Source organism: Vibrio quintilis, assembly GCF_024529975.1.
Classification (GTDB): Bacteria; Pseudomonadota; Gammaproteobacteria; order Enterobacterales; family Vibrionaceae; genus Vibrio; species Vibrio quintilis.
This window is the reverse complement of the sequence record NZ_AP024897.1, coordinates 1,612,245-1,637,218: the sequence shown is the minus strand read 5'-3', so window position 1 is coordinate 1,637,218 and position 24,974 is coordinate 1,612,245. Positions and strand designations below refer to the sequence as shown.

General features: G+C 50.6%; 15 protein-coding genes. 3 read left to right on the top strand and 12 right to left on the bottom strand.

What is annotated here, in order from left to right; translation table 11 throughout:
* Positions 1-111 precede the first annotated feature (111 nt).
* On the bottom strand, positions 112-519 hold the full coding sequence (locus OC443_RS07685) for a GFA family protein (RefSeq protein ID WP_073585203.1): 408 nt from the start codon (positions 517-519) through the stop codon (positions 112-114).
* A 224-nt stretch (positions 520-743) separates the two neighbouring features.
* The gene (locus OC443_RS07680) at positions 744-1,262 is read right to left on the bottom strand and encodes an O-acetyl-ADP-ribose deacetylase (protein ID WP_073585202.1); all 519 of its coding nucleotides are present in this window, start codon (positions 1,260-1,262) and stop codon (positions 744-746) included.
* Between the two features lie 151 nt (positions 1,263-1,413).
* Between OC443_RS07680 and OC443_RS07675 the strand changes: the two genes are divergently transcribed.
* Entirely contained in the window at positions 1,414-1,917 is a 504-nt protein-coding gene (locus OC443_RS07675) for a hypothetical protein (protein WP_073585200.1), read from the top strand.
* A gap of 112 nt (positions 1,918-2,029) precedes the next feature.
* On the opposite strand, the gene OC443_RS07670 is transcribed toward OC443_RS07675, so the two are convergent.
* The 7 genes from OC443_RS07670 to OC443_RS07640 all read right to left on the bottom strand — a co-directional run bounded on the left by OC443_RS07670 (position 2,030) and on the right by OC443_RS07640 (position 12,364).
* On the bottom strand, positions 2,030-8,671 hold the full coding sequence (locus OC443_RS07670; protein WP_073585198.1) for an Ig-like domain-containing protein: 6,642 nt from the start codon (positions 8,669-8,671) through the stop codon (positions 2,030-2,032).
* A 383-nt stretch (positions 8,672-9,054) separates the two neighbouring features.
* On the bottom strand, positions 9,055-9,609 hold the full coding sequence (locus OC443_RS07665; RefSeq protein WP_073585196.1) for a phage tail protein: 555 nt from the start codon (positions 9,607-9,609) through the stop codon (positions 9,055-9,057).
* Between the two features lie 112 nt (positions 9,610-9,721).
* Complete coding sequence (locus OC443_RS07660; RefSeq protein ID WP_073585194.1) at positions 9,722-10,237, bottom strand: phage tail protein; 516 nt, start codon at positions 10,235-10,237, stop codon at positions 9,722-9,724.
* Between the two features lie 15 nt (positions 10,238-10,252).
* A complete protein-coding gene (locus tag OC443_RS07655; RefSeq protein WP_073585192.1) occupies positions 10,253-10,771 on the bottom strand; it encodes a phage tail protein in 519 nt (172 codons plus the stop codon).
* Between the two features lie 49 nt (positions 10,772-10,820).
* Entirely contained in the window at positions 10,821-11,114 is a 294-nt protein-coding gene (locus tag OC443_RS07650; protein WP_073585190.1) for a DUF6916 family protein, read from the bottom strand.
* Positions 11,115-11,178: 64 nt separating this feature from the next.
* Complete coding sequence (locus OC443_RS07645; protein ID WP_073585188.1) at positions 11,179-11,691, bottom strand: GNAT family N-acetyltransferase; 513 nt, start codon at positions 11,689-11,691, stop codon at positions 11,179-11,181.
* A 352-nt stretch (positions 11,692-12,043) separates the two neighbouring features.
* The gene (locus OC443_RS07640) at positions 12,044-12,364 is read right to left on the bottom strand and encodes a DUF6694 family lipoprotein (RefSeq protein WP_073585186.1); all 321 of its coding nucleotides are present in this window, start codon (positions 12,362-12,364) and stop codon (positions 12,044-12,046) included.
* 404 nt (positions 12,365-12,768) lie between these two features.
* Here OC443_RS07640 and OC443_RS07635 point away from each other — a divergent pair, with 404 nt between their 5' ends.
* Both OC443_RS07635 and OC443_RS07630 read left to right on the top strand, forming a co-directional pair.
* Positions 12,769-13,242, top strand: a complete 474-nt coding sequence (locus OC443_RS07635; RefSeq protein WP_073585182.1) for a hypothetical protein — start codon at positions 12,769-12,771, stop codon at positions 13,240-13,242.
* Between the two features lie 614 nt (positions 13,243-13,856).
* Complete coding sequence (locus OC443_RS07630; RefSeq protein ID WP_073585180.1) at positions 13,857-16,724, top strand: non-ribosomal peptide synthetase; 2,868 nt, start codon at positions 13,857-13,859, stop codon at positions 16,722-16,724.
* A gap of 398 nt (positions 16,725-17,122) precedes the next feature.
* On the opposite strand, the gene OC443_RS07625 is transcribed toward OC443_RS07630, so the two are convergent.
* From OC443_RS07625 to OC443_RS07615, 3 genes are all read right to left on the bottom strand, one after another.
* On the bottom strand, positions 17,123-19,465 hold the full coding sequence (locus OC443_RS07625) for a hypothetical protein (RefSeq protein ID WP_073585178.1): 2,343 nt from the start codon (positions 19,463-19,465) through the stop codon (positions 17,123-17,125).
* Positions 19,466-19,677: 212 nt separating this feature from the next.
* The gene (locus tag OC443_RS07620) at positions 19,678-21,546 is read right to left on the bottom strand and encodes an RCC1 domain-containing protein (RefSeq protein ID WP_073585176.1); all 1,869 of its coding nucleotides are present in this window, start codon (positions 21,544-21,546) and stop codon (positions 19,678-19,680) included.
* Between the two features lie 186 nt (positions 21,547-21,732).
* Positions 21,733-24,963 carry a host specificity protein J gene (locus OC443_RS07615; RefSeq protein ID WP_159440354.1) on the bottom strand — a complete coding sequence of 1,077 codons (3,231 nt, stop codon included), beginning with the start codon at positions 24,961-24,963 and terminating at the stop codon, positions 21,733-21,735.
* Positions 24,964-24,974: the final 11 nt, after the last annotated feature.

The following is a 24,974-nucleotide window of genomic DNA, read 5'->3' as shown; positions in this document are numbered from 1 at the left end:
CCCTGAAAGTGGTTAAAAAACGTTGATTTTTCACAACACAAAAAGAAAAGAAGACTGAAAACTCACCTGTTTTCAGTCTTGAGAAAACACAGCCCGCTCCGGGCAATGTTGTTATTCCGGAAATCCCGGCATTTTTTTCACAGCAAGGCCATGAAGATGCCACCGGGTCTGTTCGGCACAAAAAATCTGCGCATCGACCTCTTTCGAGGGTTCTTCATTTAAGCTGCCGGCCGGTACAATGAGGTACTTCCCGCCGGAGGAAAGAAAAGGTAAGGCGGAACCGCATTCCGTGCAAAAGGTTTTGGCAAAGCCCCGTCCCGGATAGGAAAAGTGTTTGATAAATTCAGTGCCCTGTTCCCAGGCAATATTATCCGGTGCGGTAAACAGATTGGCTGCATGGGCAGAACCTGTCATTTTTCTGCACTGCCGGCAATGGCAAAAGTAAAAGCGGCTAAAACGATCTTCTGCTGAAAAACTGACTTTCCCACAACAGCATCCACCCGTAAGTGTTTTTGTCATAAGACCTCCTTATCTGACGCTGGCATTCCTTTTCAGTATTTCCATCTTCCGGAAATAACTGCATTTTTTACCCAGGCAACCTGAAAATGCATGATTCAGGTTGCCTGGGTATAAGTCACTGTATTTTTAATGATAAGCGAAATAATTATCATATCATGATTTTGGACCAATGCCCCAACGATACCCAAATATCCTGAAAAGACAGAATTCAGGTATTCAGGTATTCAGGTAAATAACGTAGTCAGGGCCTGTTGAAAAATCCGCAGCAGCGGTGGCTCAAACAGATAGAACCGGATCGTCAGCTGACTGAATTTTTCCTGCGCGCACACCGCCAGAGCAATCTCAGCTGCTTCCTGATGCGGAAAGCCATATGCACCACAGGAAATCGCGGGAAAAGCAATTGAATGACAATGATTTTCCAGCGCCAGTTCACAAGCCTGTTCATAGGCAGAGTGCAACAGTGCCTGTGGATTGTCTTCCCGGTGGTAAACCGGCCCGACTGCATGAATCACATACTTTGCCTGTAGCTGCCCGGCCGGAGTAATCCTGGCCTGTCCAAACGGACAACGCACCCCATTGACAGCTTTGACTTTGCGGCATTCCGCCAGCAGCTCCGGCCCCGCCGCACGGTGAATGGCGCCATCCACGCCTCCGCCGCCGAGCATCACCGGATTTGCGGCATTGACAATCGCATCTGCTTTTACCCGGGTAATATCCCCCATCAGGATTTCGATGTGCTTCATAGACGCCTCCGCTCAGATTTATATACCCAAGCAACCTGAAGATGCAGGATTCAGGTTGCTTGGGTATATCAATTTATTATCCATAATTCTATTGTGAATTGACATCGTTATGATTTAATACGCCATCATTTGAACAACGGAGTATTGAATCATGAAAAGCATGTTAATTTTGCTGGTATCAGCAGTACTGGCCGGGTGTGCAACAACACCTCAGGAGCAGGTTGACATCACCGGGCGTTGGCACTGTACGCTGGAACTACAATTACCGACCCAAAAGGAAGATATGACTGCCGACGGTGAACCCCTGCCGAAATGGCTGAATTATTCTTTCAATGTGATCGCCGGCTACAACCCGGACCAATCTTTTTCGGTCTCAACCGATATTCGCATTATCGGGAAAAACAACAAAGAATATATGGCGATGCAGGTTGTCAATCAAGGCACCTGGGTGATGCGTAACAATGTGCTTTTTGAGTCTATCGATCAGTCATCAGCAAAGGCACTGAGTGATGCAACCAATGCTTATATGGATGAAATGACGAAATTCCTGCCTAAGCGCGCAGATACACTGAACTGGAAAATCAAACAGCAGGGCAATGGCAAAATAAGCAAATCCGGAAGCGGAACCAGCTATACCTGCGAGCGACAAAATTAAGTTTCACGATAAAGCTTTCATCCGGCAGATCCCAGCCTGACATACCTGCCGGCGGAAACAACAAAGGCTCTCAGCACCTTGCTGAGAGCCCCGGATAAACATCAGTCAGCGACTAGTGTTTGCGGCGCAGAATGCCTAACACCCCAAGTACAAACACCACAATTCCACCGGTGCCGCCACTACTGCCCGAAGATGATGATGCCGGATCCGACGGTGTCGACGTACCGCCGGACGATTTGGTCACATTCACCGTGACCGCAGCTGAGGCCGTTCCCCCGTGATTATCCGTCACGCTGTAATGCACCGTATCCGTGCCGTAGAATTCTGCCGCAGGCGTGTAAACCAGCGCATTACCGGCCACCACAACCTGACCCAGTTCGGCCGTTGCACTCAGCACGGAGAGTGAATCATCGTCAGCATCCGTATCATTACTCAGCACATCAATCGTCACCGAACCGTTGATCTCAACCGTCACACTGTCATCCACCGCTTCCGGCAGGCGGTTTTCCGACCGGGTTGCCACACCGCCGGGATCAACAATGGCGCTGTTCTCCATGTTGTCATGATCATTCGGACCACCATCTTGAATCGTCAGCTGCACACACCAGTGTCCTTCGGTCAGGCCACGCGTCCAGGCACTGTCTCCCGGAGGCGGACAATACCCTTCTTCCCCGGCGGCTGTAGAAACATAGTTATCGGCATTTTCCACAAAGTCGGTCCAGCCACTTGTCGCCGTGTATTTCCGGTAAACCGCATCGGCCGGAACAGGTAATCGCTGCGGCAATACAATCTGGTAATCCTGACCGGATGTCGGCAGACCGTAGGCGATGAAATCAAACACCCCGCCGACATTTTGCGCCTGCGGATCATCCGCCAGCTCAGAGGTCAGCAAGCGGGCACCACCGGTCTCATTTGCTGCCAGCGTGGCCCCTTTGCGCAGACAAACGCCCTCTTCCCCTTCGATCAGATAGTTCTCTGAAACCAGTGCATGTTCCTGAATCACATTACATTCACTGATCGCATCCTGATAATCCGGGATACCATCATTGTCACTGTCTTTATACCCTTCTTCACTGTCCGGAATCTGGTCGCCGTCACTGTCATCACTGCCCAGCACCGCAAGGCTGTCCACGACTTCGATATAAATATCTGATGTGGTGGTGGCGGTGCCATCACTCACTTCAAGCCCAAGATGATAAATACCCGCAGTCAGGCCATCAGGAGAGAAAGTAAACACCCCATCCTGACTGCTGGTATTGACGATGCCCGTATCATTAGTTATCCATTGATAAGTATGTGTATCACCGGCGTTGGCATCCGTCACTGTCGCAGTCACGGTCACCACATCGGTGCTGTTTTCCACCACCGCCCGGGATTCTCCGCCCTGTGTCAGAGCCACACTCACTTCAGGCGCCACATTGGCCTCATAAATGCTGAGTGTATAACTGGAATGACTGCCCAGATTCAGGCTGCTGTCCAGCGTGATAACCAGGGTTTCCGTCCCTTCTGTGACCTCATCATCGGCCACATTAAAGGTCATACTGCCGGTGGTGCCACTGCTAATCACCACAGAACCATCCGTCAAATCATGATCGGCACTGTCTGCCGTACCACTGACCGTATATGGAATCGTCACCGGATAAGCCGGCGCTTCCCCGTTGAGATAAACCCCGACCGTATGCGTGGTCCCTTCCGTGGTGTCGGCATCTTTATCAATCGAAATTAACGGATGCACCGTCACCCTCTGGCTGGCTTTGCCTTCCCGGCCACTGCTGTCTTCGGCTTTCCAGTAAACGGTATGTAACCCTGGTTTGAAGTGCGTATTGCCTTCAGCCAGCGCAACCGGCAGTGCTTCCCCACTGCTGTCCTGAGCCGTTGCAACGCCCAAATCAACTTTAGTAAACAACCCGGTGGCATTAACTTCCACATCCACCGGCGGTGTGACTGTTGGTGCCAGCGCATCATCACTGGTGATCACCACCGTTGCCTGAGCGCTGTCGGTGCCATCGTTACCGTCACTGATACCATATTTCAGGGTAAATGTGCCGGTGGTGTCTGTCGTCAGCACTACCGCATTGCCCTGAATCGCAGCCGTCCCGCTGCTGGTGGTCACCCAGATAATCTGCAGTGCATCGTCATCTGCATCGGTGTCATTGGCCAGCACATCCAGCGTATAAGTTCCGGCAGAATTTGCAGTAAATGACAGGCTGTCATCATTCGCGACAGGCGTATCATTGACGGCATTAACCGTCACGTTAATCGTCCGGTTGGTGCTGTAACCATTGCCGTCACTTAACGTCAGGACAAAACTGTCACTGCCGCTGTAATCGGCTTCAGGTGTATAAGTAATACGGGTGCCGCTGAGGCTGAGGCTGCCGTGCGCAGGCGCGGTTTTCACCAGTGCGGTGACCGTATCGCCATCCGCATCGGTATAACTGTAACTGACCGTCCCGCTGGTATCTTCATCAGTGATCAATGCAGAGCCCAGAGTGATCACCGGCGCATTATTCACCGGAGTCGTTGTGCCACCGGAGTTATTGGAACCACCGGAGTTGTTTGAACCACCGGAATTGTTGCTGACTTCGTTGACTGTCACCGTAATCGTCTGGTCCACCGTGTAACCATTGCCATCACTCAGGGTCACTTCAAAGCTGTCACTGCCATAGTAATCAGTCACTGGCGTATAAGTAATACTGGTTCCGCTGATGCTGATGCTGCCATGAGACGGAGCGGTTTTCTGCACCGCGGTGACCGTATCGCCATCAGCATCGGTATAAGTGAAGGTCAGTGTCTGGCTGCTGTTTTCATCGGTCACCAGCGTTGAGCCAATGGAGATGACCGGATTGGTATTATTTGAAACAAAGGTGATCAGCGAATCACTCCCGGCATCTGTCACACTATCGACCGTCAGGTTATTTCCGGCACTATTGGACAATGTCAGCTGCACTTCATACCCGTTACCGGTGTTCAAATCGGTATCGACCTGAAGGATTCCGCCGCCACTGCTGTAACTGACATCACTGAAAGACAACCCGGTGACACCGGTCAGGTACACCCTGTCATCTGCGGACAAATCGGTGATGGTGTCGCCGTTGAGATCGCTGATGCTGCCGGTAAAAGTATCCTCACCATCGCCGCCGGTCATGGTGTCGGTGCCTGCGCCCGGACTCAGCGTATCATCATCGCCACCACCATCGATGGTATCACCGCCCGCACTACCGGTGATCGACTGCGTTCCGGCTGAACCGGTCACTGTAAAGCTGTCACTGCCGGTATCACCTGCGGTTAAGGTCTTGCCGTCGGCAATTGCAGCAGAAAGTGTTACAACATCAGAACTGGCCTGAGACGCGGTTGCCAGCGTTTCAATTTCAGACAGATTCGTGCCGCTGAGCGTGCCGGTGCCGGAGAGCACCAGGGTTTCACTGCCCGGCGCGGTGATCGTGCCACTGAAACCATTGAGCAGTGCCGGTGTCATGGTCACACTGGCACCGGAAGCCAGCGTCAGGTTGGTGACATCCGTGACAGTGGCTCCGGAGATATCACCGCCGTTATCCATAGTCAGGGTATCTGCTACCGTGCTGTCACCGGTCAATGTCCCGGTATAGGCCTGCGTCCCGGCATCAAAGGTGATCGCATCGCTCACGGAGGTTGCAGTCACCGAGACAGACGCACTGCCCAGGGTGATGGTCCGGCTGTCGGTGGATGAATCACCCACCACAAGCGTTTCAATATTATCCGGTGTGGTGAAGTCGCCATCGCCGGTGATATTGAATGTTTCATTGCCCGGCGCAGTCACTGTGCCGGTCAACGCACTGACCTGCGCCGCAGTCATCGTCACACTGGCATCACTGGTTACCGTCACCTGACTGACTCCGCTGATCGTCGCCCCGCTGATATCACTGCCGTTATCCACTGAAAGGGTATCCGCAACACTGCTGTTCCCGCTCAGGCTGCCGGTATAGGTCAGTGAGCCCAGTTCAAAGGTGATTGCATCGGTTGCCGACGTTGCCGTCACATGGGTTGTGGCATCGCCCAGCGTAATGGTGCGGCTGTTGGTCGTATCATCGCCCACCATATAACTTTCCACCCCGGATAAGGTGGTAAAGTCACCGTCGCCGACAATTATCATCGTTTCTGAACCCGTAGCGGTTATCGTGCCACTGAACTGCGCCAGCTGGCTGGCACTCATGGTGACGGAAGCCCCTGAGGCCAGCGTCAGGTTTTCAAAGCTGGTCACCGTGGCGCCGGAGACATTGGCACCGTCGGCCAGCACCAGGGTGTCACTGCCATCGCCGCCATTGAGCGTGCCGGTATAAGCAGCCACGCCCAGACTGACAGTATCGTTACCGGTTGACCCGGTGACATTCTGCGTCAGTGCGGAGCCGGTTGTGCCCAGCGTGATGCTGTTCGCTGTACCAAGGGTATAGTTTTCCACACTCGTGTTGCCGGTAAAGCCATCGGTGGCATCCGAGATGGTGACTGAGTTGGTGCCCGCTGCCGTGACCGAACTGAACGCATCATGCTGCGCTTCTGTCATCGTCACTGAAGCGCCCGAATCAATCACCAGATTCGGCACACTGCTGAATGTTGCGCCGGTAATATCGGCGCCATTGCTCAGCTGAACGATATCGTCAGCCCCCGCCCCGGTGAGTGTGCCGGTATATGTGAGTGTGCCGAGATGAAAGGTCACCACATCGGTGCCGGAAGTCGCAGACACATCCGTCGTGGCGGCGCCCAGCGTCACCGTCCGGGTATTGGTGCTGTCATCGCCAACCACATAGGTTTCAATCCCGGCCAGGGTGGTAAAGTCTCCGTCGCCGCTGAGATTGATTTGCTGTGTGCCGGTGGCACTGACACTGCTGAACAATGCCTGTTGCGTCGCCAGCATATCGACTGTCGCGCCGTCAGGTAAACTCAGGACAGAAAAGTTACTGACCGTCGCACCGATGATATCCGCCCCGTTGGACAGCGCCAGCGTATTGGTCCCGGCTCCGCCGTTCAGGGTTGAGGTATACGCGCCACTGGTCAGGTTCACAATGTCAGCGCCGCTGCTGCCGGTAATATTTTGTGCCACGGAGCCCGGCGTGACTGTGTTTGCCACGCCCAGAACATAAGTCTCAATCGCCGCATTGCCGGTCAGGCCATCGGTTGCGGCAGAGATGGTGATTTGCTCCGTTCCGGCGCCATTGATGGTGGTAAACCCATCATGCTGCGCTTCGGTCATGGTCACCGACGCGCCGGAATCCAGCGTCAGGGTCTCAAATCCGGAAATAGTCGCACCCGAAATGCTGCTGCCGTTGCCCATCATCAGCACATCCGTGCCGGTGCCGCCACTGAGGGTGCCGGTTGCCGTCAGCGTATCAATATCAACCGTCTCTGCCGATGTATCCGTACCGGTGACATTTTGTCCGGTAGTGCCAAGGGTAAAGATTCCACTATAACCGGCACCTAACTGATAGGTTTCGATACCGGCATTACCGGTCACGGCATCACTGCCGGAAGTCAGCACTAAAGTTTGTGAAGCATTGTCGGTAAAGGTACTGAACAGATTATGCTGCACTGAAGTCAGCGTCAGGGAAGTACTGGCTGGCACGTTCAGGGTACTGAAATTCGATAGCGTCCAGCCGCTGATATCCGCGCCGTCAATCGCCACCAGTGTATTGGTGCCACCCACACCGTTGGCGGTGCCGGCAGTATGGCTGATGCTGCCAATGGTCAGGGTTTCATCATCACTGCTGAAGCTGATCGCCGGCGAGAGATTGGTGCCATTGGTGGTATTAAAGGCCGATGCTGTGGTTGATGCCGCCGTGATATTGGTCACGCTGATGGTTGAGGTCCGGGTGGTGCTGTCATCGGTGCCGTCATTGATCACCACAGTCACCGTCCGGGCAGTTTCATCGGGCGAGGATGATGTATTGTTGTAAGTGATGGTTCGCAGGAAAGTCTGCACCTCAGCGGCGGTTGCCGTCGCACCGGTGATTGAAATCGTATCCTGTAAAGTGATATCCGATGATCCGGAAATACCGGCGAGTGCATCCTGAGCGGCCGCAGTGATATTCAGCCCTTCCGCCGCGCCATCCTGATCATTGGTCAGTGACACGGTGATTGTCGTGATGGTATCGCCATCGGCTTCGGTGACCGTCGCCGCCGGGGCAATCGCAACTGCACTGCCACCTTCAGAGAAAGCGGCGCTGTTATCGGTGCCGCCGGTCGCGCCATTTAAGTCAACTTCGGGTGCGTTATTGGCTGAAACCGTGGTGATATCCACTTTGGTGGGTGAAGCCTGGATGTTTGGTGAACCTTCATCGTCCTGCGCCACCACATAAATATCATACGCAGTTCCGGCAGTTAAGCCGGTCAGGGAAAGGGTGCCGGAGAACGTGCCGCTGCTTAATGTGATGCTATCACTGGCAACCGCACTGCTTCCTGATGAATTCTGGCCGCTGATAACCTGCGCCGAAGAAGGCGCACCATCACCGTCAGCCACAGCAACGGCATATGCTGTGCCGCCTTCATCGATGTCGACGTCGATAGTCACCGAGGTTTCTGCAACACTGCTTTGTGACGGGGTACTGTTTTCGAACACAGGCGCGGTGGTATCGGAAGCATCACAATCAGCATCCACCGAACAGGACTGGTTAACATTCGGGCCATCAAAACACGTGCCCGAAAGGCAGTTATAACTGTAAGCCAGATTGCTAAACAATGTTGCAGACATCACCATGATGATGGAACTCACCCATCTCAGCTTCATTTTTTCCTTCCTCTCTGTACTATCGGCATTATCCTTGCCACTCAACAGGTACACGCCATATGATCAATTCAGCCTGCGCCGACAAGTCAGATTGAACTGTTACCATGGTCAGGTTATGCACCTGGACTAATAAATTCACTTCCTATGTGTATTCAACTGGTTTATATAACACAGTTAATTATCGAACAGATTGTATACCCGCACAGATTACGTGGTTCATCTTGTGAACAACACAACATAATTTCCGGCTGTTTCAAGGGCTAAGACAGGCAAATCAATGAAAATAGTCTGAGATGGAGACAATAAATGTGAGGACAACCTGATATGGCAATTAATCATATCTTGCCATATCAGCCTCAGCCTGATGTCAGGTAACAGGCGGATTAACTCCGGGCCGGATAGATCCCGGCGAGGCAGATACAAAACCTTAAACCAAGAAATGGTTGCCTGTTTTCATGTTCCTCATTTTCTCCGCTGTAACTGACTGACTTATAATTCAAATCTGCATCCGGGGATAGATCCGCTTTCCCTACATAAGCAGGAATCAGACTTGATGTTGGATCATCTGATGCCTTCACAATACCGATATATTTATTTCCCGGCTGATTTGAAGGCTGAGGATTGAGGTAAGCACTCATCACATGATTATGCGCCGGAAGCATCGCTGTGGTTAACAACGCATCCTGAGATCCCCCCCTTTCACCGGGTTGCCGGTAATTCAACCCCGGCCCCAGCCCGGAGTGAACCGGAACCCGACCCATTAAGTTCGGAACACAGAATGTGTTCATATCATTGCCGCCATAGATCGAACCAATCACAGCGTAAAGCGAGGTATATTGACTAATCGAAATCGTCTGGCCTGAGCAATTCATAAAATTACGCGGGACAAACTGATAGACGTTCATGACAATTTCACCGATGAAAGATGTAACAGGCATAACTATTCTCCTTAACCTGAAATGATATACAGCCCGAAGACTCAAAACAGAAATCCGGAGTCTGCCGGCCTTTTGCTCTCAACAACACTGAACCACCAAAGCTCAATTGCGCCTAACTTCGCGTAGGGTATAAGCCAATCATACAAATAATAAAATTGACAACACTGTAAGGCATCATATTGTAATGCGCCGCACCGCTTCCTGCATATTGAATCATGCCTTCATTCATCTTCCCGGCAATCGATGATTTGTCAGAGAAAGCATAACCCGCCCCGATCACTTCAGATGATGATGGCGATCCACTGGCCGGTGGTTCAGAAGAAGTCATAAAAGAATGACTGTGTAAGGGGATCTGATCTTTGGTTAGCACAACGCCTTCCTGTCCAAAACGTTGCCCGGGAAACCGGTTTGTCAACCCCGGACCTTGTCCGTAATGCAACGGAACCCGTCCTCTCATTTCCGGTAAAGCAAAAGTTGACCGGCCATCACCGCCATAGAGCGAACCCAACAGTGAAAAAAGCTCTTGCTGAGCACTGGTTGCCAGCTCTTGTCCATCACAAAAAGCCCAGTGAACCGGACTATAATTGCCCCCAAACATGCGGATTTCTCCGGTATAACTCTCTGACATAATGTTCTCCTTTGTTTAGCTGCGGCTTGGAAAGACACCTTCCAACGCAATACAAAAATTAATCACCAGGGAAGGCTGCATATTGCTGTGAGACTTATTTCCTCCTGTACTGGTCAAAGCATCAGGAGCCAAAGCAACTGTGCCGGAAGGCACACCATATAAATCAACACCCTGGGCCACTGCCGGGAAATTGCCTGCGCCTGAGTGAGTATCAAATGGAGTAATCTCTTCCGCCTGATTCGCTGAAGCTGTCACAAGATGGCGGTGTCCGGTATTTGCCTCGGTCAAAACCACGGACTCAAAACCATACTTATCGCCGATATCGATACCATAACCTATGTGCATCGGTGCTCTGCCACGTAAGTCGGGCAGTTGGAAATTCACCCGGCCATCACCACCAAAAGTATTGTAAACCAGAGCAAAAAGTGCGTTGTACTGACTGATTTCGAGGGGTTGTCCATCACACTTAGCATAATGTACAGGTGCGAATTTAAAGCCCCACATCATAATTTCACCAATGAAAGGATCTGACATAATTATTTCTCCATAGCTGATTCCCGGAATTAAATCATCACCTGAGCAATCAGGATTTTTTTCTCGACACAATAATCTGATAGCTGTCAACCGAGTTAGGCACCATAAACAACTCAACTTCGTCAAAAGCTTCGCTTTTAAATGTGTATGTATTCTGCGGCAGCTGCACCTCCGGATTACCTTTGAGTATCACAGAGAGAGAATCAAATTCCCCGGATTCTGTTTCCGTAACTTTTTCAATCTGTAACTCGGATAGTGTTGCACCACTTTCTTTATCACAGACACAAATGCTCTTACCCGTAAAAGGTTCAAGGACTTCTTTGGTAAATTGATCAAAACTCATAGTTGCTCCCTGTTTGTTGATTGTATTGCTCTGTCGTTGCCAAACGGCAAAGGCCAGAAAACACTTATCCACCAGCGATAATTTTCACTGCCGGGGGATACCACACCATTAATTCATAAGGTGCAGTGACTGATTCGACCTGAAATCCCAAACTGATATAAAACTGTTTCGCATTCAGGTTTTGCTGCATCACCGTCAGAGACACCGGTAAACCAGACTGAGCTGCCGCCGTTTGAAAAGACTGAATAATTGCTTTACCGAAGCCATGTCCCCGGGCTTCGGGTAAGAAAGCGATATCAACCAAACGCACTTCGTTATGCCCAAAGTCAATCGTCGCTTTACCAATACGTTCGCGCTGTTTTTCAATAATGAAATACATCGCGTTTGGAAATTGCTCTCCATATCCCCCGGTTTGAGCCTGAAACTGCAGCTCAACAATCGATTCAATCAAATCTTTCTCACCATCAATCCATTGCAAATCCTGCCGGGTTGCGTGGTGTAATTTTTCAAGAAAAGGCTTATCAGCCGCCGTTGAAGGACGAATGTGCAGCCCATCCGGTATATTTAGTTTTTGCATAGAAATACCCAACTGATTTAATTCACCTGATTGAGTATTAAATCAGGTTCACTATCTTGCACGATTCATTGATGCATCTTGTGAATGTGGCAACATAAATCGTTGTTCACTTTCCCTGTCCGCCACACCTGCCGGTATAGCTGAATAAATGTACAGATCAGTTTTGATCCTGTCTGAATCAGCCGGAAAAATCCCGGGTAAAACGATTTATTTTTCAGGTTGTTAGCGGAATAAAGATGGCGGATAGCTGTCTTGAAATAAAACGTCGTGTTGAGAGACAAAAATCCCTGAATACGAATTCAGGGATTTTTGTCATCGGGGGAAATGGATAAAACTGAATGGGTTTCAATCATTAATGGCTGGTCAGCGACCGGTATTTTTCCAGTATCTCATCACCAGTCAGGCCATTAATCACGGCCAGATGTTCCGCAAATATCTGATCTCTTTGTGCATCGTCAATCGCAGTCATAATTTTTTTCAGCCCTTCGGTGCCACCCATTGAAAAATACATCACCGCCCGGCTGAACTCTTCCCTCTGCTCCTCAGACATAGATTTGGCAATATTCCGGGACGATATTTTCATCGTTGATTCATTACTGGCATCAAATGTAACCGGGTCGAAACAGCCTGAGAGCATGAAACAAAACAGTACTGCGATGAATAACTTCTGCATGAAACTTCCTTTATCTTTAATACCCGGGCAACCTGAAGATGCAGGTTGTTTGGGTATATAACGTGACTTTTGAAACGATTCATTGACTTCAGGACACTGATATCCAAAGGAATATTTCCGGAAAACAAAAGTCTGAAGTGACAATTTTAAACAGTGTACAAAATAATTCAGTCAGATCAAATAATTTAACAACAAAAAGGTTATCAGACACAATAATTTCACTTGATTGTGCAATTAAATTTATATACCCAAGCAACCTGAAGATGCAGGGTTCAGGTTGTTTGGGTATATAAAAACCTGCTGACACAATACACAGCATCACAAATCATGATCTAAAGCAAAACCAGTTGCATATCGAGTTCTATACTGAGCCGCAATTTTTATCACTCAGAAAGGAAACTCAAATGAAAAAACAATGTGCATTATGCATTCTGGCTCTCTTGACACTTTTTGTCGCAGGCTCATCGGCTTTCGCCGCGACATGGGAACAACAAACCGGTTGGGTAAAGGTTTATCAGAATGACGCACAGGGAAACAAGCTCTCCGGTGATATCGACTCACTGACTGCTGCCATCAGCAACGGTGCGGATGTGAAAGTTTCTTATGCGGGCAGCAATAATCTGACCATGTCCCTTCACTGTGAGTGGACCGCAGTGAAAGATGGCTATGCCGCCTGCATGAACACCAGCCATATCAGTATTCGCTCGATGGATGCCGATAACAGCAAATTCGGATTTCAGGACAATGCTTATCACTGGTACGTGATGCTGAATACTGAAGGGAAACTGGATATGAGCCGCTGGTCTGTGGGTGCAAACACGAATCGCGGCCATACCCAAAACCAGATAGCACTGAGCTGGTGGGTACGGATTCACTAAAAGCAGCACACAATTCTATCCCCGGATAACCTGAAGATACATGATTCAGATTATCCGGGGATATTAATTTCATTTCTGTCACAGCAGATCACAAAATTAATTAATCCTGTTAGAAATAATCATTTTAAAATATTAACCCTCACAATAACCGCGCCGTTAATATAAACGAATCCATTTAAAAACTGACACATCTTGAACTCATCTTTAATTTAAATTAATTTATTAACCTCAGGTTAATAAATAATTTATCATTAATCTGTTTTGCTCTTACACGATGTATCAGACATGAACATGAATGAAATCAGACCCATTAACTCAATATGAAAAACGTTCATGACGGGCAGTGAAAAACCAACAAAAAATGAAGAATTACAACAAATTAATAAGAAATCACAACATGAAAAACACTGTACTGAACAGCAGGTGAATGCCGGCCGGAAGCCATTTAAAACTATTTCACCTGTCAGTCACAAAAACCATTTTCATTATTAACATCAGTCATTAATGATAAATACATAATGAAAAACGAATTAATTTCCGAACCGACATAAAAGAACAAACATAATCACCAGTTAAATATAAATCGGATATATCAGGACGGATAAGGATATAATATGTTTGAAGCAAGCCCCCCCCAAATAAGTACTGCGCAAAAGGAAGTATATCTGGCCATTCAACATTCCGGAGTCAACCGGAATTATCATTTATGCGATATCCTGGAAATCAAAGGAAAACCCGATATCAACCTGCTCAGGCTGGCAGTGCAAATGGTGTTTACAGAAACAGAAGCCATCAGAGTCTGTTTTCAACCCTCACAACAGACGGCTCTGCCGGAGCAGATCGTACAAAGTGAACCATCGGGTGTGGAAGCACTGGAATACATTGATTTATCTGACCGGGCTGACCCGAAACGGGCCTGCCAGACGTATATTCAGGCGCAGATTGAACAGGAAATGAATCCGGAGACAGGCCCGCTGGCCAGGTTCATTCTCATCTGCACCGCCCCTGACCTGTATGACTTCGTTGAGCTTGGCAGCCATTTAATCATAGACGAATACACCAGGCGGCTCATCTCCGGCAGAATAGTCACCATTTATAATGCACTGTACAACGGGCTGCCTGTCAAACTGGCGGAGTATCCTCCATTGGAAACAGCAGCGCAGGCAGACGCTGACTATCCCGGCAGCCCGGAGATGTTGAAAGACCGCCGGTACTGGCTTGACTACTGCGCGCACCTGCCAGAGCCGGTGCAGCTGGTTCCCGGTGATGCGCCGCTCACCCGGCTGCTCCGGCTGCGCCGGGTTATTTCCGGCCACCTTGTCACCCGGCTCAGAACGATTGCAACCCGGCATAGCCTCAGTATGCCGGAACTGCTGATGGCTGCCTGTGCCACCTATATTTACCGTACGACCGGCGAACCGGAGCTGGTATTCGGTATGCCGGTTGCAGCCCGGCAACTGAAAGCATTGCACCATATACCGGCTATGGTGGCCAATATTCTGCCACTGCATTTGTTCCTGAATCATGAAAGTACCGTGCTTTCTGTCGCTGTCGCTGTGCAGCGTCAGCTTCACAGTCACCTGCGCCACCAGACTTACCGGCATGCACAACTTGTGCAGGATCTGCAGGAGCAGCGGGGGAATACCCCGTTATTTAAGATTCTGCTCAATGTGGCCGGATACGATCAGACGACCGGTTTCAGTGAGACAGAAACCCGTCTCCGTAATCAGGCCAGCGGCCCGGCAGATCATCTGGGAATTGATATTTTTGACCGCAACACTGACGGTAGTCTGGAATTCGGCTTCAATGCCAATGGTGCCCTGTTTACTCAGGAAGACCTGAACCTGCACTTCCAGCGTTTTCTGACCTTACTGACCCGGTTGGCTGACCAGCCATCAATGCCCGTTCCGTCGTTCAGTTTATTTCTCGACCACGAAGCGGAAAGGGTTTACCCCTGTCCGGCGACCATTGCCCGCCTTCCTGTATTCCGGGAAAGTTTTCAACAGAGTGTGAACCGGTATGCCGGACAAACCGCCATTATCTGTGGCGAACAGCATATTTCTTATCAAATGCTGGATGACTATGCAGACCGGCTCACCGGTTATCTGCTCAGCAAAAATATCGCACAAAATCAGTGTGTCGCAGTGCTGGCATCAAGAAGTCTTGAAAGTATCATCGCCATGACAGCACTGTTCAGGCTCGGTATCTGTTATGTACCGGTTGACCCGGAGCTGCCTCCGGAGCGGATTGAATACATTTTGCAGGATACAGATCCCGCCCTGTTTTTGATCACCGATCAGACCTATTACTCCTGCCTGCTGGCTGATAAGCAGTGTTACCTGTCGGTTGCATTATTGGCCCACTTCACGCCGCCCACACAAACTCTGCCGGCAGTTGACCCGTTTTCACTGGCTTATCTCATTTATACCTCAGGAACGACCGGCCAGCCCAAAGGGATTGAAGTCACCCACCGTAATCTGGTCGCGATTGCCCGTTCGATGATTGCCGCAGCTGATATTCTGCCGGGGCAGCGTCTGTTACAGTTTATCGCCCCCGGTTTTGACATGTCCGTTCTGGAATTTATGATGGCAACACTCAGTGGGGCAACACTGGTCATTGCTGATAAACTCTCAGCCACACCGGGTAAACCGCTGGCTCAGTTACTCCGGCAACAACAGGTCGGTCTGCTGGTCATGACACCCAGTCTGCTGGCCTGCCATCAGGCAGAAGATTTCACACCGGGAACCACGATTTTACTGGGGGGTGAACCCTGTACCGCCACCCTGCTGGCCCGTTTCTCACACTGCCGCCTGCTCAATGTGTACGGACCGGCAGAGACTTCTTTTTCAACCTCTGTCAATGCTGATTTTCATGCCGGAGACTTGTCAATTGGTGTTCCGACTGCCAATACCCGCTTATACGTCGTCGACCCGCATCAACAACTGTTACCTCCCGGGTCATGGGGCGAGCTGATGATAGGCGGCGCCGGTGTTGCCAGAGGTTACCGGAATCAGCCGGCGCTGACAGAAGAATATTTTGTGCCGGATCTGCTGAATGAGAATGAAACCATGTACAAGGTGGGTGATCGGGTTTATTTCGCCACCGACGGAAAAATCTATTATCAGGGGCGTCAGGATCATCAGATCACAATCCGGGGGTTACGCATCGAACCGGATAAGATTAAAAATGTGATGCTCAGTTTTGCCGGTGTTGAAGATGCCGTGGTACTGGTGAAAGAGCTCCGGCACGGTCCGGTTTTAACCGGCTATGTGGCGGGCCAGACTATCGATACCGAAGACCTCAGATCCTGGCTGAGTTATCATCTGCCCTCATACATGGTGCCGGCAATGATCATTCCGGTACAGGCATTTCCGTTGACCATAAACGGAAAATTAGCCGTCAGAGAACTCCCGGAACCAGAGCCGCAAAAGCATTCCGGCCAGTCGAAACCGGCAGTCATGCTCACCACGCCAGTTTCCTGAAAAGTCTGTCTACATAAATACTTATTCACTGGAAAGCTGATTCATTCAAACATCTGACCGCATCGCTCCCCTGAAAAACCAGGGGAGCAGCCAAAAGAAAAATTAAATAGTTTCATCTTAATTTTCAATTAGATACAAATTAAATCCATTCTTATTTCTGAGAAAAACATATCAAGATCACCTGCGCATCACCTCACAGACAGAGATTTGCCATCAATTTATTCATCTGAATAAATATTTTCCTTGAATAAGTAATTACTTTCATAATAAACTGTTCGCATACGAACCTGTTCAGAGATACATATGTTCTGAAAACAAGCGGTTCTGAAAAACAACCGGTGAAGCAGCCTGGCCTCCCCCGCCGACTGTTTCACCACCCCTCACCACACTTCGACCGATCAGATGCCATCAGAGAGAACCCGGACTTCTTCCACCACCGCAGGACTTTCTTCAGCCGGAGGCGGACTCTCGTTTTCCGTGTCCGCGGCCGGAGCAACCTGCGCGGGTGGTGAATCCCCGGTACTGCATAAATCATCCATCATCACACCCGCAGACTGAGCATCCGTAAACCAGGCCTTCATCCGCGAACCATCAGCGTATAAAACCAGCCCTTCGCGATGGCTTTTCAGATACCGGCACGGCACACTTTCCACATCTAATACCGTATTTTCACCAAACTGCACCTGCTCACAACGACAGAGCAGGTAATTGTACTGCCCCTGATCAGCTGAAATAAATTCACGCTCAAATGCATCAACTTTTACACACCAGTCACCCGCCAGTTCTTTGAGTTTCTCAAGCTGTCCGTCACAATCATGTTCGATATCTGCCAGCCTCTGAAACTCCCGTTTCACATACCGGTGAACCTCACTGAGCGTCTGCTCCAAATCCTCAGCACTGACCGAATCAGGATTTTCTTTCAATTCGGCTAAAAGCGTTCGCATCGTATCCGCCAGGGCCTCAGGCTCAACATGACGCCATATGGTCAGCAAATCATCTTTAATCGTACAGCGCTGCACCGCATATTTTCCCAGCTGATTTTTCATTTTCCGGTAGTTTCCCGAAAAAATATATGGCAACCCTAAAGAAAAGAAGAACAGCGTGGACAGCACAAACAAGAGCGTATCCTGCTGCCGCATGTCAATCTCAACAATGCGAACCACAATAAAAGTCATCAGAACTAACGCCAACACGATCAGGCATGAGCTGTAAAACACATGTTTCTCGGCTTTTTCTTCATGCACCTTCAGTGCTTTTTCTTCTTCGATAATCACGTCTCTGTCAGTCATCATCTGACTGCTTTGCTCCGCCAGACACGTCAGCTCTGCCTGTTCATCTTCAAGCTTTTTCCGGCGATCTTTTAACTCTTTCAGATCATGGAGCACATGTTCATAACGCACCTGCATCTGCCCGGCAGCCTGACGCAAAATCCGGTAGTTGCGCCGGTTCAGCTGCGCAATTTCCATCGCGCACTGCAATATATGCTGCATTTTATCGGCTTTTACCGGTTCATCCCGAAAACCATAAAAGTGCTCTGAAGCCCAGGAGAAATTCCGTTCACTCATCCCGTAGACAGATTCAGCGAAAGATTCCCACTTGTGAAGCAGCCGTTGCTCTGCCTGAAGAAATACCCCGTCATATTCGTCTTCAAGACGTGACCGGGCTGATAAATAATGCAGCAGTTTGACTCGTAACAAAGCTGTCAGGCACACGGTGGCTTCATCCAGCCACCGGCTTTCCTGCGTTGTTGTCATCTGCTGCAAACACAGGGCAGCTCTGAATTCATGAATTTCATAGGTCTTGAATGCCCCGGCCGCAATATCAAAATTTGTCCCGGCCTGCTCCGGAAGGCCCAGTTTCGTGGCAGCACTGCCAAGGTGTATATGACATAAAGAAAAAAGTAAGGTCTCCGCCGGGTGCAGCATAGTCAGAACCTGCTGAGACATCGCCAGCCCCCGGTTTAACTGCGCCTCTTCACTGCCATACAATGTATAGAGCCTGCCGAGCCAGAAACAGACAAATAAATCTGACCCGAACTCATGATGCACCTTTTCCAGATTACTGATCGCCGCCTCAACGTGACCATAAGCCATGCTTTCCCGGGCCCAGCGCTTTCTCTGAATCACATCACAACTCAGTGAACAGTGATATTTTTCCGGATCTTCTGTCCGGTAGATTTTCTCCAGCTGCCCGGTAATCTCTGGCGGAAAGGTGTGGATTTGGTCAGCCGGGAAACCCGGGATACTCAGTAAATCAGTACCCAACAGCGCATGATCATCTTCGCCAAACACCCGTAAGACCTCATTTTCCATCATCAGGGTTACCGTTCTGGCAACCACTTCAGGATCATCGGTCGCAATCGTTTCAATCCGGGCGGACTGAGGCAGTTTTTTGCATTGTCGGATGATCGCGGCAGGTAAGACTTCCTCCCGACAGGCGCCACCGACACAAAAAGCGATGATTTCGACGTCGCTGCTCAACGCGGCTTCAATTTCTTCATCAACGAATGCAGGATTGATCGCTTCTTCATCCTGACCCAGCAGATAAACCATATAGCGGCTGTGACGGATGGTTTGCAGATGATTTTCGAAAGACGCATTCCGGAATTCTTCGGCCCGGATCAGATGAAAAGGATGATAACCACACTGCTGCAAGACGGAGGACTCACCAAGCCGGGTTTTAACCGGGTCAGCAAATGTGTCACATCCGGCGGAAGAAACAGAGATGAAAAGGTAGTTCATTGTATGATCCTGTCATGCGTTGATACATAGGGTGAGAATGCAACATTCACAATAAGGATAATACAAACCATCACATACCACTTAAATTCATATGTTTCTGTGATGTAGCGGGAAAATCCGGCTGGAACAGTGAGGAATACAGGCAGGAAACATCGTTACCCGCCAGGGTAACGATGTTGAAAACAAAGATAAGAAGATAAGAATAACGGGAATCAGAACCGGACCTGAGCCAGAACCCCCTGATTATGCAGATTCCCGGATTGGGTTCCGCAAAAACCGTACGTCGCATTCTGCCCACAGGCATCAACCCGGCCGTCTTCATACAGCACCCGAATTCCCCAGTCACCACTATGCCCGTGAATCCACCAGTCACGCATGGTGCCATTGAGGCCAAGCACCCGCCGGAACTCACATTTATGCGCCGACTGATGAGAGTGGGTTGCATCTCCGACACCGAGGTTCATGTTGCCATTATAACCACAGCCCCACAGTGCGCCGTCACTTTCAACAATCAGCGCTGAATAAGAGATCGAGCCGCCAATGGCAATGCGGGTCACTTTACCCTGCCACTCTCCTTCAGGTTTTAACGGCACCGACTGTGCTTTATCATCGACACCATTCCCCAACTGACCGTAACCATTATAACCCCAGCTCAGTACCTCTCCCTGATCATTCAGCGCCATCGCCGGTGCGTAATGGCCGCAGCCTAACGCAATATCAACAATTGTATCGCCATCCGGGAAATGAACCTGTGTCCACTGATTCAGATCTGTGGTATTTCCCTGCCCTAACTGACCATAAGGATTTGAACCGGTTGCCCAGACGGTTCCGTCGTTTTTCACCGCCAGGCTAAAGCCACGCGGATCGGCTGCTGACACGTTATATCCGGAGGCCCCCAGCACTTTTTTAACATCCCTGAGCGATGAGCGAACCGGGGTATCCTCATTGGTGTTATGACCAAGCCCCAGCTGACCGGTAGCATTCCATCCCCAGCTCCATAGCTGGCCTTCATCATTAATGGCATGAATACATTTCGGATGACCGCCACCAATATGAACCTGCTGAATATTTTCCAGATAGCCACAGCGCACCGGTGCAGACTTATTTGCAGTCGTCCCGTCACCCAACTGGCCTTCACCATTATAACCACAGGCGTATAAATACCCCTTATCAGTACGGAAGATCGTCGTATTGTACTGATAATAACCGGCCCCGATGGTGTACACTTCAACCACTTTCAGATCGTTCTGGACGAAAAACTCGATCCGGGTGGCAACCGGGCGGGATGTGGTATCACCATGGCCCAGCTGGCCATAATCATTTAATCCCCAGGAATAAACATTGCCTTCGTCATCGAGTGCATAATGGCTGTGATGACCACTATATACAGCCACAACATTGACTCCGGGATGACTGAGCGCCACCCGGCCCGGCACATAGTTATTCCCACCCGCAGGATCACCATTGGAGTAATTGCCACCATAGCCACAACCGCGAATTGTGCCGTCTTCCATTAAATACACGCTGACAACATGAGAAGACATACCAAAGTTGCCTTTCGAGATCTTTTTACACCGGCGGCTGTTCTCAATATTGGCCGAAAAACGCGTTGCGGCCGGCAACCCATCGGTATCATAGGCAATCACATCGCCCGGTGTACCTTTGGCCAGTTTATCCAGGCTGAGCGTGTGATCGGCAACTTTCTCATTGGTCACTGCATTCTCTTCAATCAGGTTGCTGTTCACCTGACTCTGAACCGCAAGCGCTCCCAACTCCAGCGCTTCACGGGCACCTTCTGCATCGGCTGCGCCGGTGCCGCCCCGGTGCAGCGGTAACAATGCCGCTTCACCATTGGGGTCAATTTCCTGAATCACCACATCATGATCGCCGTTGTATAACTTTAACAGCCAGCAGCTATCCAGACTGTCGTCCAGCCACATCGTGCCGTTCACCGCATAGTCGGGCCGGACGTTTGCTTTATGCAGGCTGTGTAAGGCATCACGCCAGTTATTTAAATCGGTGGCAAGTGTAGCGCCGTTTTTTGTATTCGGGTTAATCACCCCAAAATCGTACTGACTCATATCAATTAAGCTCCTGAGTATAAGATGTATTCCGCAACAGCCACACCAAAGCCTGCCATACAGGCCCTGAGCGAATGCAAAAGAACCGGATGTACGGCATGCTGATGTGAATGAAACAGAAGATGAAATATGACCAAACAACCGGAAGATGAATGCTTCGGGTTATTCGGGAATCACAATAAAAAATTAAACAGACTGGCCGTAACCTTTGGCCAGATAATCAAATGAACGGGCAACCGGCTGCCCGGCCTGATTGAAGAACTGAAGGTAGAAACCACGACGGCTCTGCTCCCGGATCATTTTATAATCACCGGGCGCCATCTCCTGCGCGTCGACGGCAATCGCCGGTCTTGCCCGGAACGGGGAAGCAAACCGGATCAAGCGTCCTTCCTGCGGACAAACCAGATCAGAATCGGACGCAATCCGATCCGGCATATCCACCTGAACTTCCAGCGCGGTCACCTGCGCTGCCACAATCGGGTTATAACTGAGCAGTATCACCCGCCACTGAAAGGCTCTGGCGGTATAATCGCCTAACACAAAGTCCTGCCAGGAAGACCAGACCGCTTCAGAAGAAGACGGCGCATCCTTGGTTGTCCGCACCTGAAGCCGGACGCTCCAGTCATTGGGCGAGCTTTCGATCAGGTTATGGATTTTGCCGATCGGATTCCATGTTGACATCGTACTGCGGATATCCACGCCCCGTGCTTTTAACACCGCTGTCAGGCGGGAAGTGTACACTTCACCCAAATCCAGCTCACGCTTGAATGCATAGATACTTTCCTGCCGGACGCCACGCTCGGCATAGGTCAGGCTGGAAATATCTTCCAGGGGCGGCCAGTCAGACAAGCTGTCTGCACCGCCGGACTGAAGCGCATGGTCAAGCACACAGGTTTGCAGATGCCTGCCGGAAAACGCCGGGCTTTCCTGCACCGATTCAATCACATTAAAAGCGGCCAGACTGCTGACCGAAGAACTCACCCAGGCCGCATTGACACTCTCATTACCGGACGTATCGACCGCTTTGACCAGATAGCTCCCGACCAGAGCCGGAACCGAAGCACTGGTGCCTTTGGTATGCGTCACGATATCAACCGCTTCTCCCCATTTCGCCCCTTCTTCCTGTGGCGAATAGCGGACTTTGTAATGATCCAAATCCAGATCAGTCCCAGCCTGCCAGCTCAGTAATGCGGTGGCACCGGTGACCTGAATGCTGAAACCATCCACGTCTTCCGGCGGTGCCTGCTTACCCAGCACCTGATACACCACGTTTTCCGACCAGCGGCTGTACTGACCTAACGCATCCACACACCGCGCCCGGATGGTATACGTCGTCGTTTGTACATCTTTGACTTCAACTGACACCGATGACGTGGTTGAGATCGTGGTAAAATCAGGCTCTTCTGCCGATTGATACTGATATTCGATATAGCGGATTCTGGCGTCAGCCGGAAGCGTCGCACCAATCGTCAGTGCGGTCCGCATCTGGCCTTTATCGATATAAAGATTATCATCAATCGTCAGTTTTTTCGGTGGCGGCAGCGCGCCCGAAGGCAGCAGTGAAAATGAGCTGTCTTCAAACCGGATGCCATCTTCAACCCGCTGATATTTATGGGGATCAAAACGGGTACCCGTGACATTGAATGTCATGTCCTCCGCTTCGGTCACCGACGTCACCCGGAATGGCCGTGGCTGAACCTGGTCGGTGGTCAAAGCCCACATCGCCCCGGCGACCGGCAGTACATCCATAGTCGCAACCGATAAGGTATTGCCTTCAACCGACTGAACATCCGTGGTATGAATTCCGCCGGACGGCAGCACCACAGAAAGCTGATACGCCAGCGCCGGATCAAAATCTGCCGGTAATTCATCGACGGTCACAGCACCCGGCGTCACCCCGGCAATCCGGCCGCCAAGGCGGATACCGGCAATATCCGGATCCAGCACATTAACGATGTCACCGGGACGAACGCCAAGCTGATCAAAACCACACCGGTAAGTGATGGTTTCAGGTTCATGCCATTCTGCGTCCAGCGTCCAGCGGCCAACCCGGCGGGCCTGACCACGGGAAGTACAGCCGACCGCAACCACATCGGTTGTCTTCCAGCCGATCGCCTGAATCGCCTCTTTGTCTTCCACCACTTCGACATTCAGCCGGTAGTTATCTTCCGGGTCATTCCATGACACCAGCGCGACACTGTGTCGTTCAGAGGATGAGTTCTTCCCTTTATAAGTAAACAGCCCGTCAACAACATTGGCCGCCGTGATCAGTTGCGTGGCATCCTGCGGGGCATCCTGTACCGGGACGACCTGCCCGCTGCCCCAGTAGGTCATGCCACGGAAAACCGTTGCCAGATTTTTCACCACCGCAAAGGCATCCTGCTGTTTGGCCAGATAGATGTTACAGGTATAGCGCGGCTCCTTACCGCCGTAACCATCATCCACCAGTTCATCACAGTATTGACCAATGGTGTAGAAGTGGCCTTTACTGACGGACTGATGATCGACTTCCTGACCAAGGCCGTAGCGCGTATTGGTTAATAAATCATACAGTACCCAGGCCGGGTTATCGGTCCATGCCACCTGAAAAGTGCCATCCCAGATTCCCTGATAAGTCCGCTTCTGCGGGTCATAGTTCGCGGGCACTTTCACCGCCATTCCCGACCAGACCGCAGAAACTTTCGGCATACTGCCGCTGAACTGCTTCGCATCAATAGTCAGCCCCAGCAGGGCGCTGTTCGGATAATAGAGTTTGGCGTCTGTGATTTCGGTATAACTGTCCCAGTAGGTTTGATTTGAGAGTGTCGAAGAGGTACTGTCCGGCGAAATACGTCCGACCCGGATATCCCAGGGCGGCTCGCCGGTCAGCTCAACCCGATAGTCCCGCTGATAATCCGAGACCGTTTTTCCTTTGATCGTATCGGTCACAGCCCTTGTCCAGCTGCCGCCTTCCGCACGGCTGTCAATATAAATACCGACCGATGAACCGTGTAAATCCCCCGTTTTGGCATCCTGACTGGTCAGCCGGGGAATCCGCACCGTCACCCGTGCCGCATCAATCTCAGTGTGAATGGTCCGGATCACCGGGGTACTGAAGGTCACTTCCGTACCGACAGAAACCTGATTTTCAACTGCCGGGAAACCGGGTAAATGTTCCTGTTGAGGGTGCCCTTGCCGGATAGCAAGGTGAACCCCCTGAAAATTGTAACTTCCCTGCTCACTTTGCAGGGGGGTGCCGTCGATGAGAATATCCTGTGCGCCCCGTTCCGGCCCGATAGTCGGGCCTTCGGAGACCAGGAAAAGACACCGGCAGGTAGCATTACTCTGGAGCGTGTTCGGGTCTTCTTTTGCGACCCGTCCACTACTTTGTCCTGACTTTCCGCTGCTACCTTTTGCACCTTCTATATTGTCTGTCATATAAGGTTGCA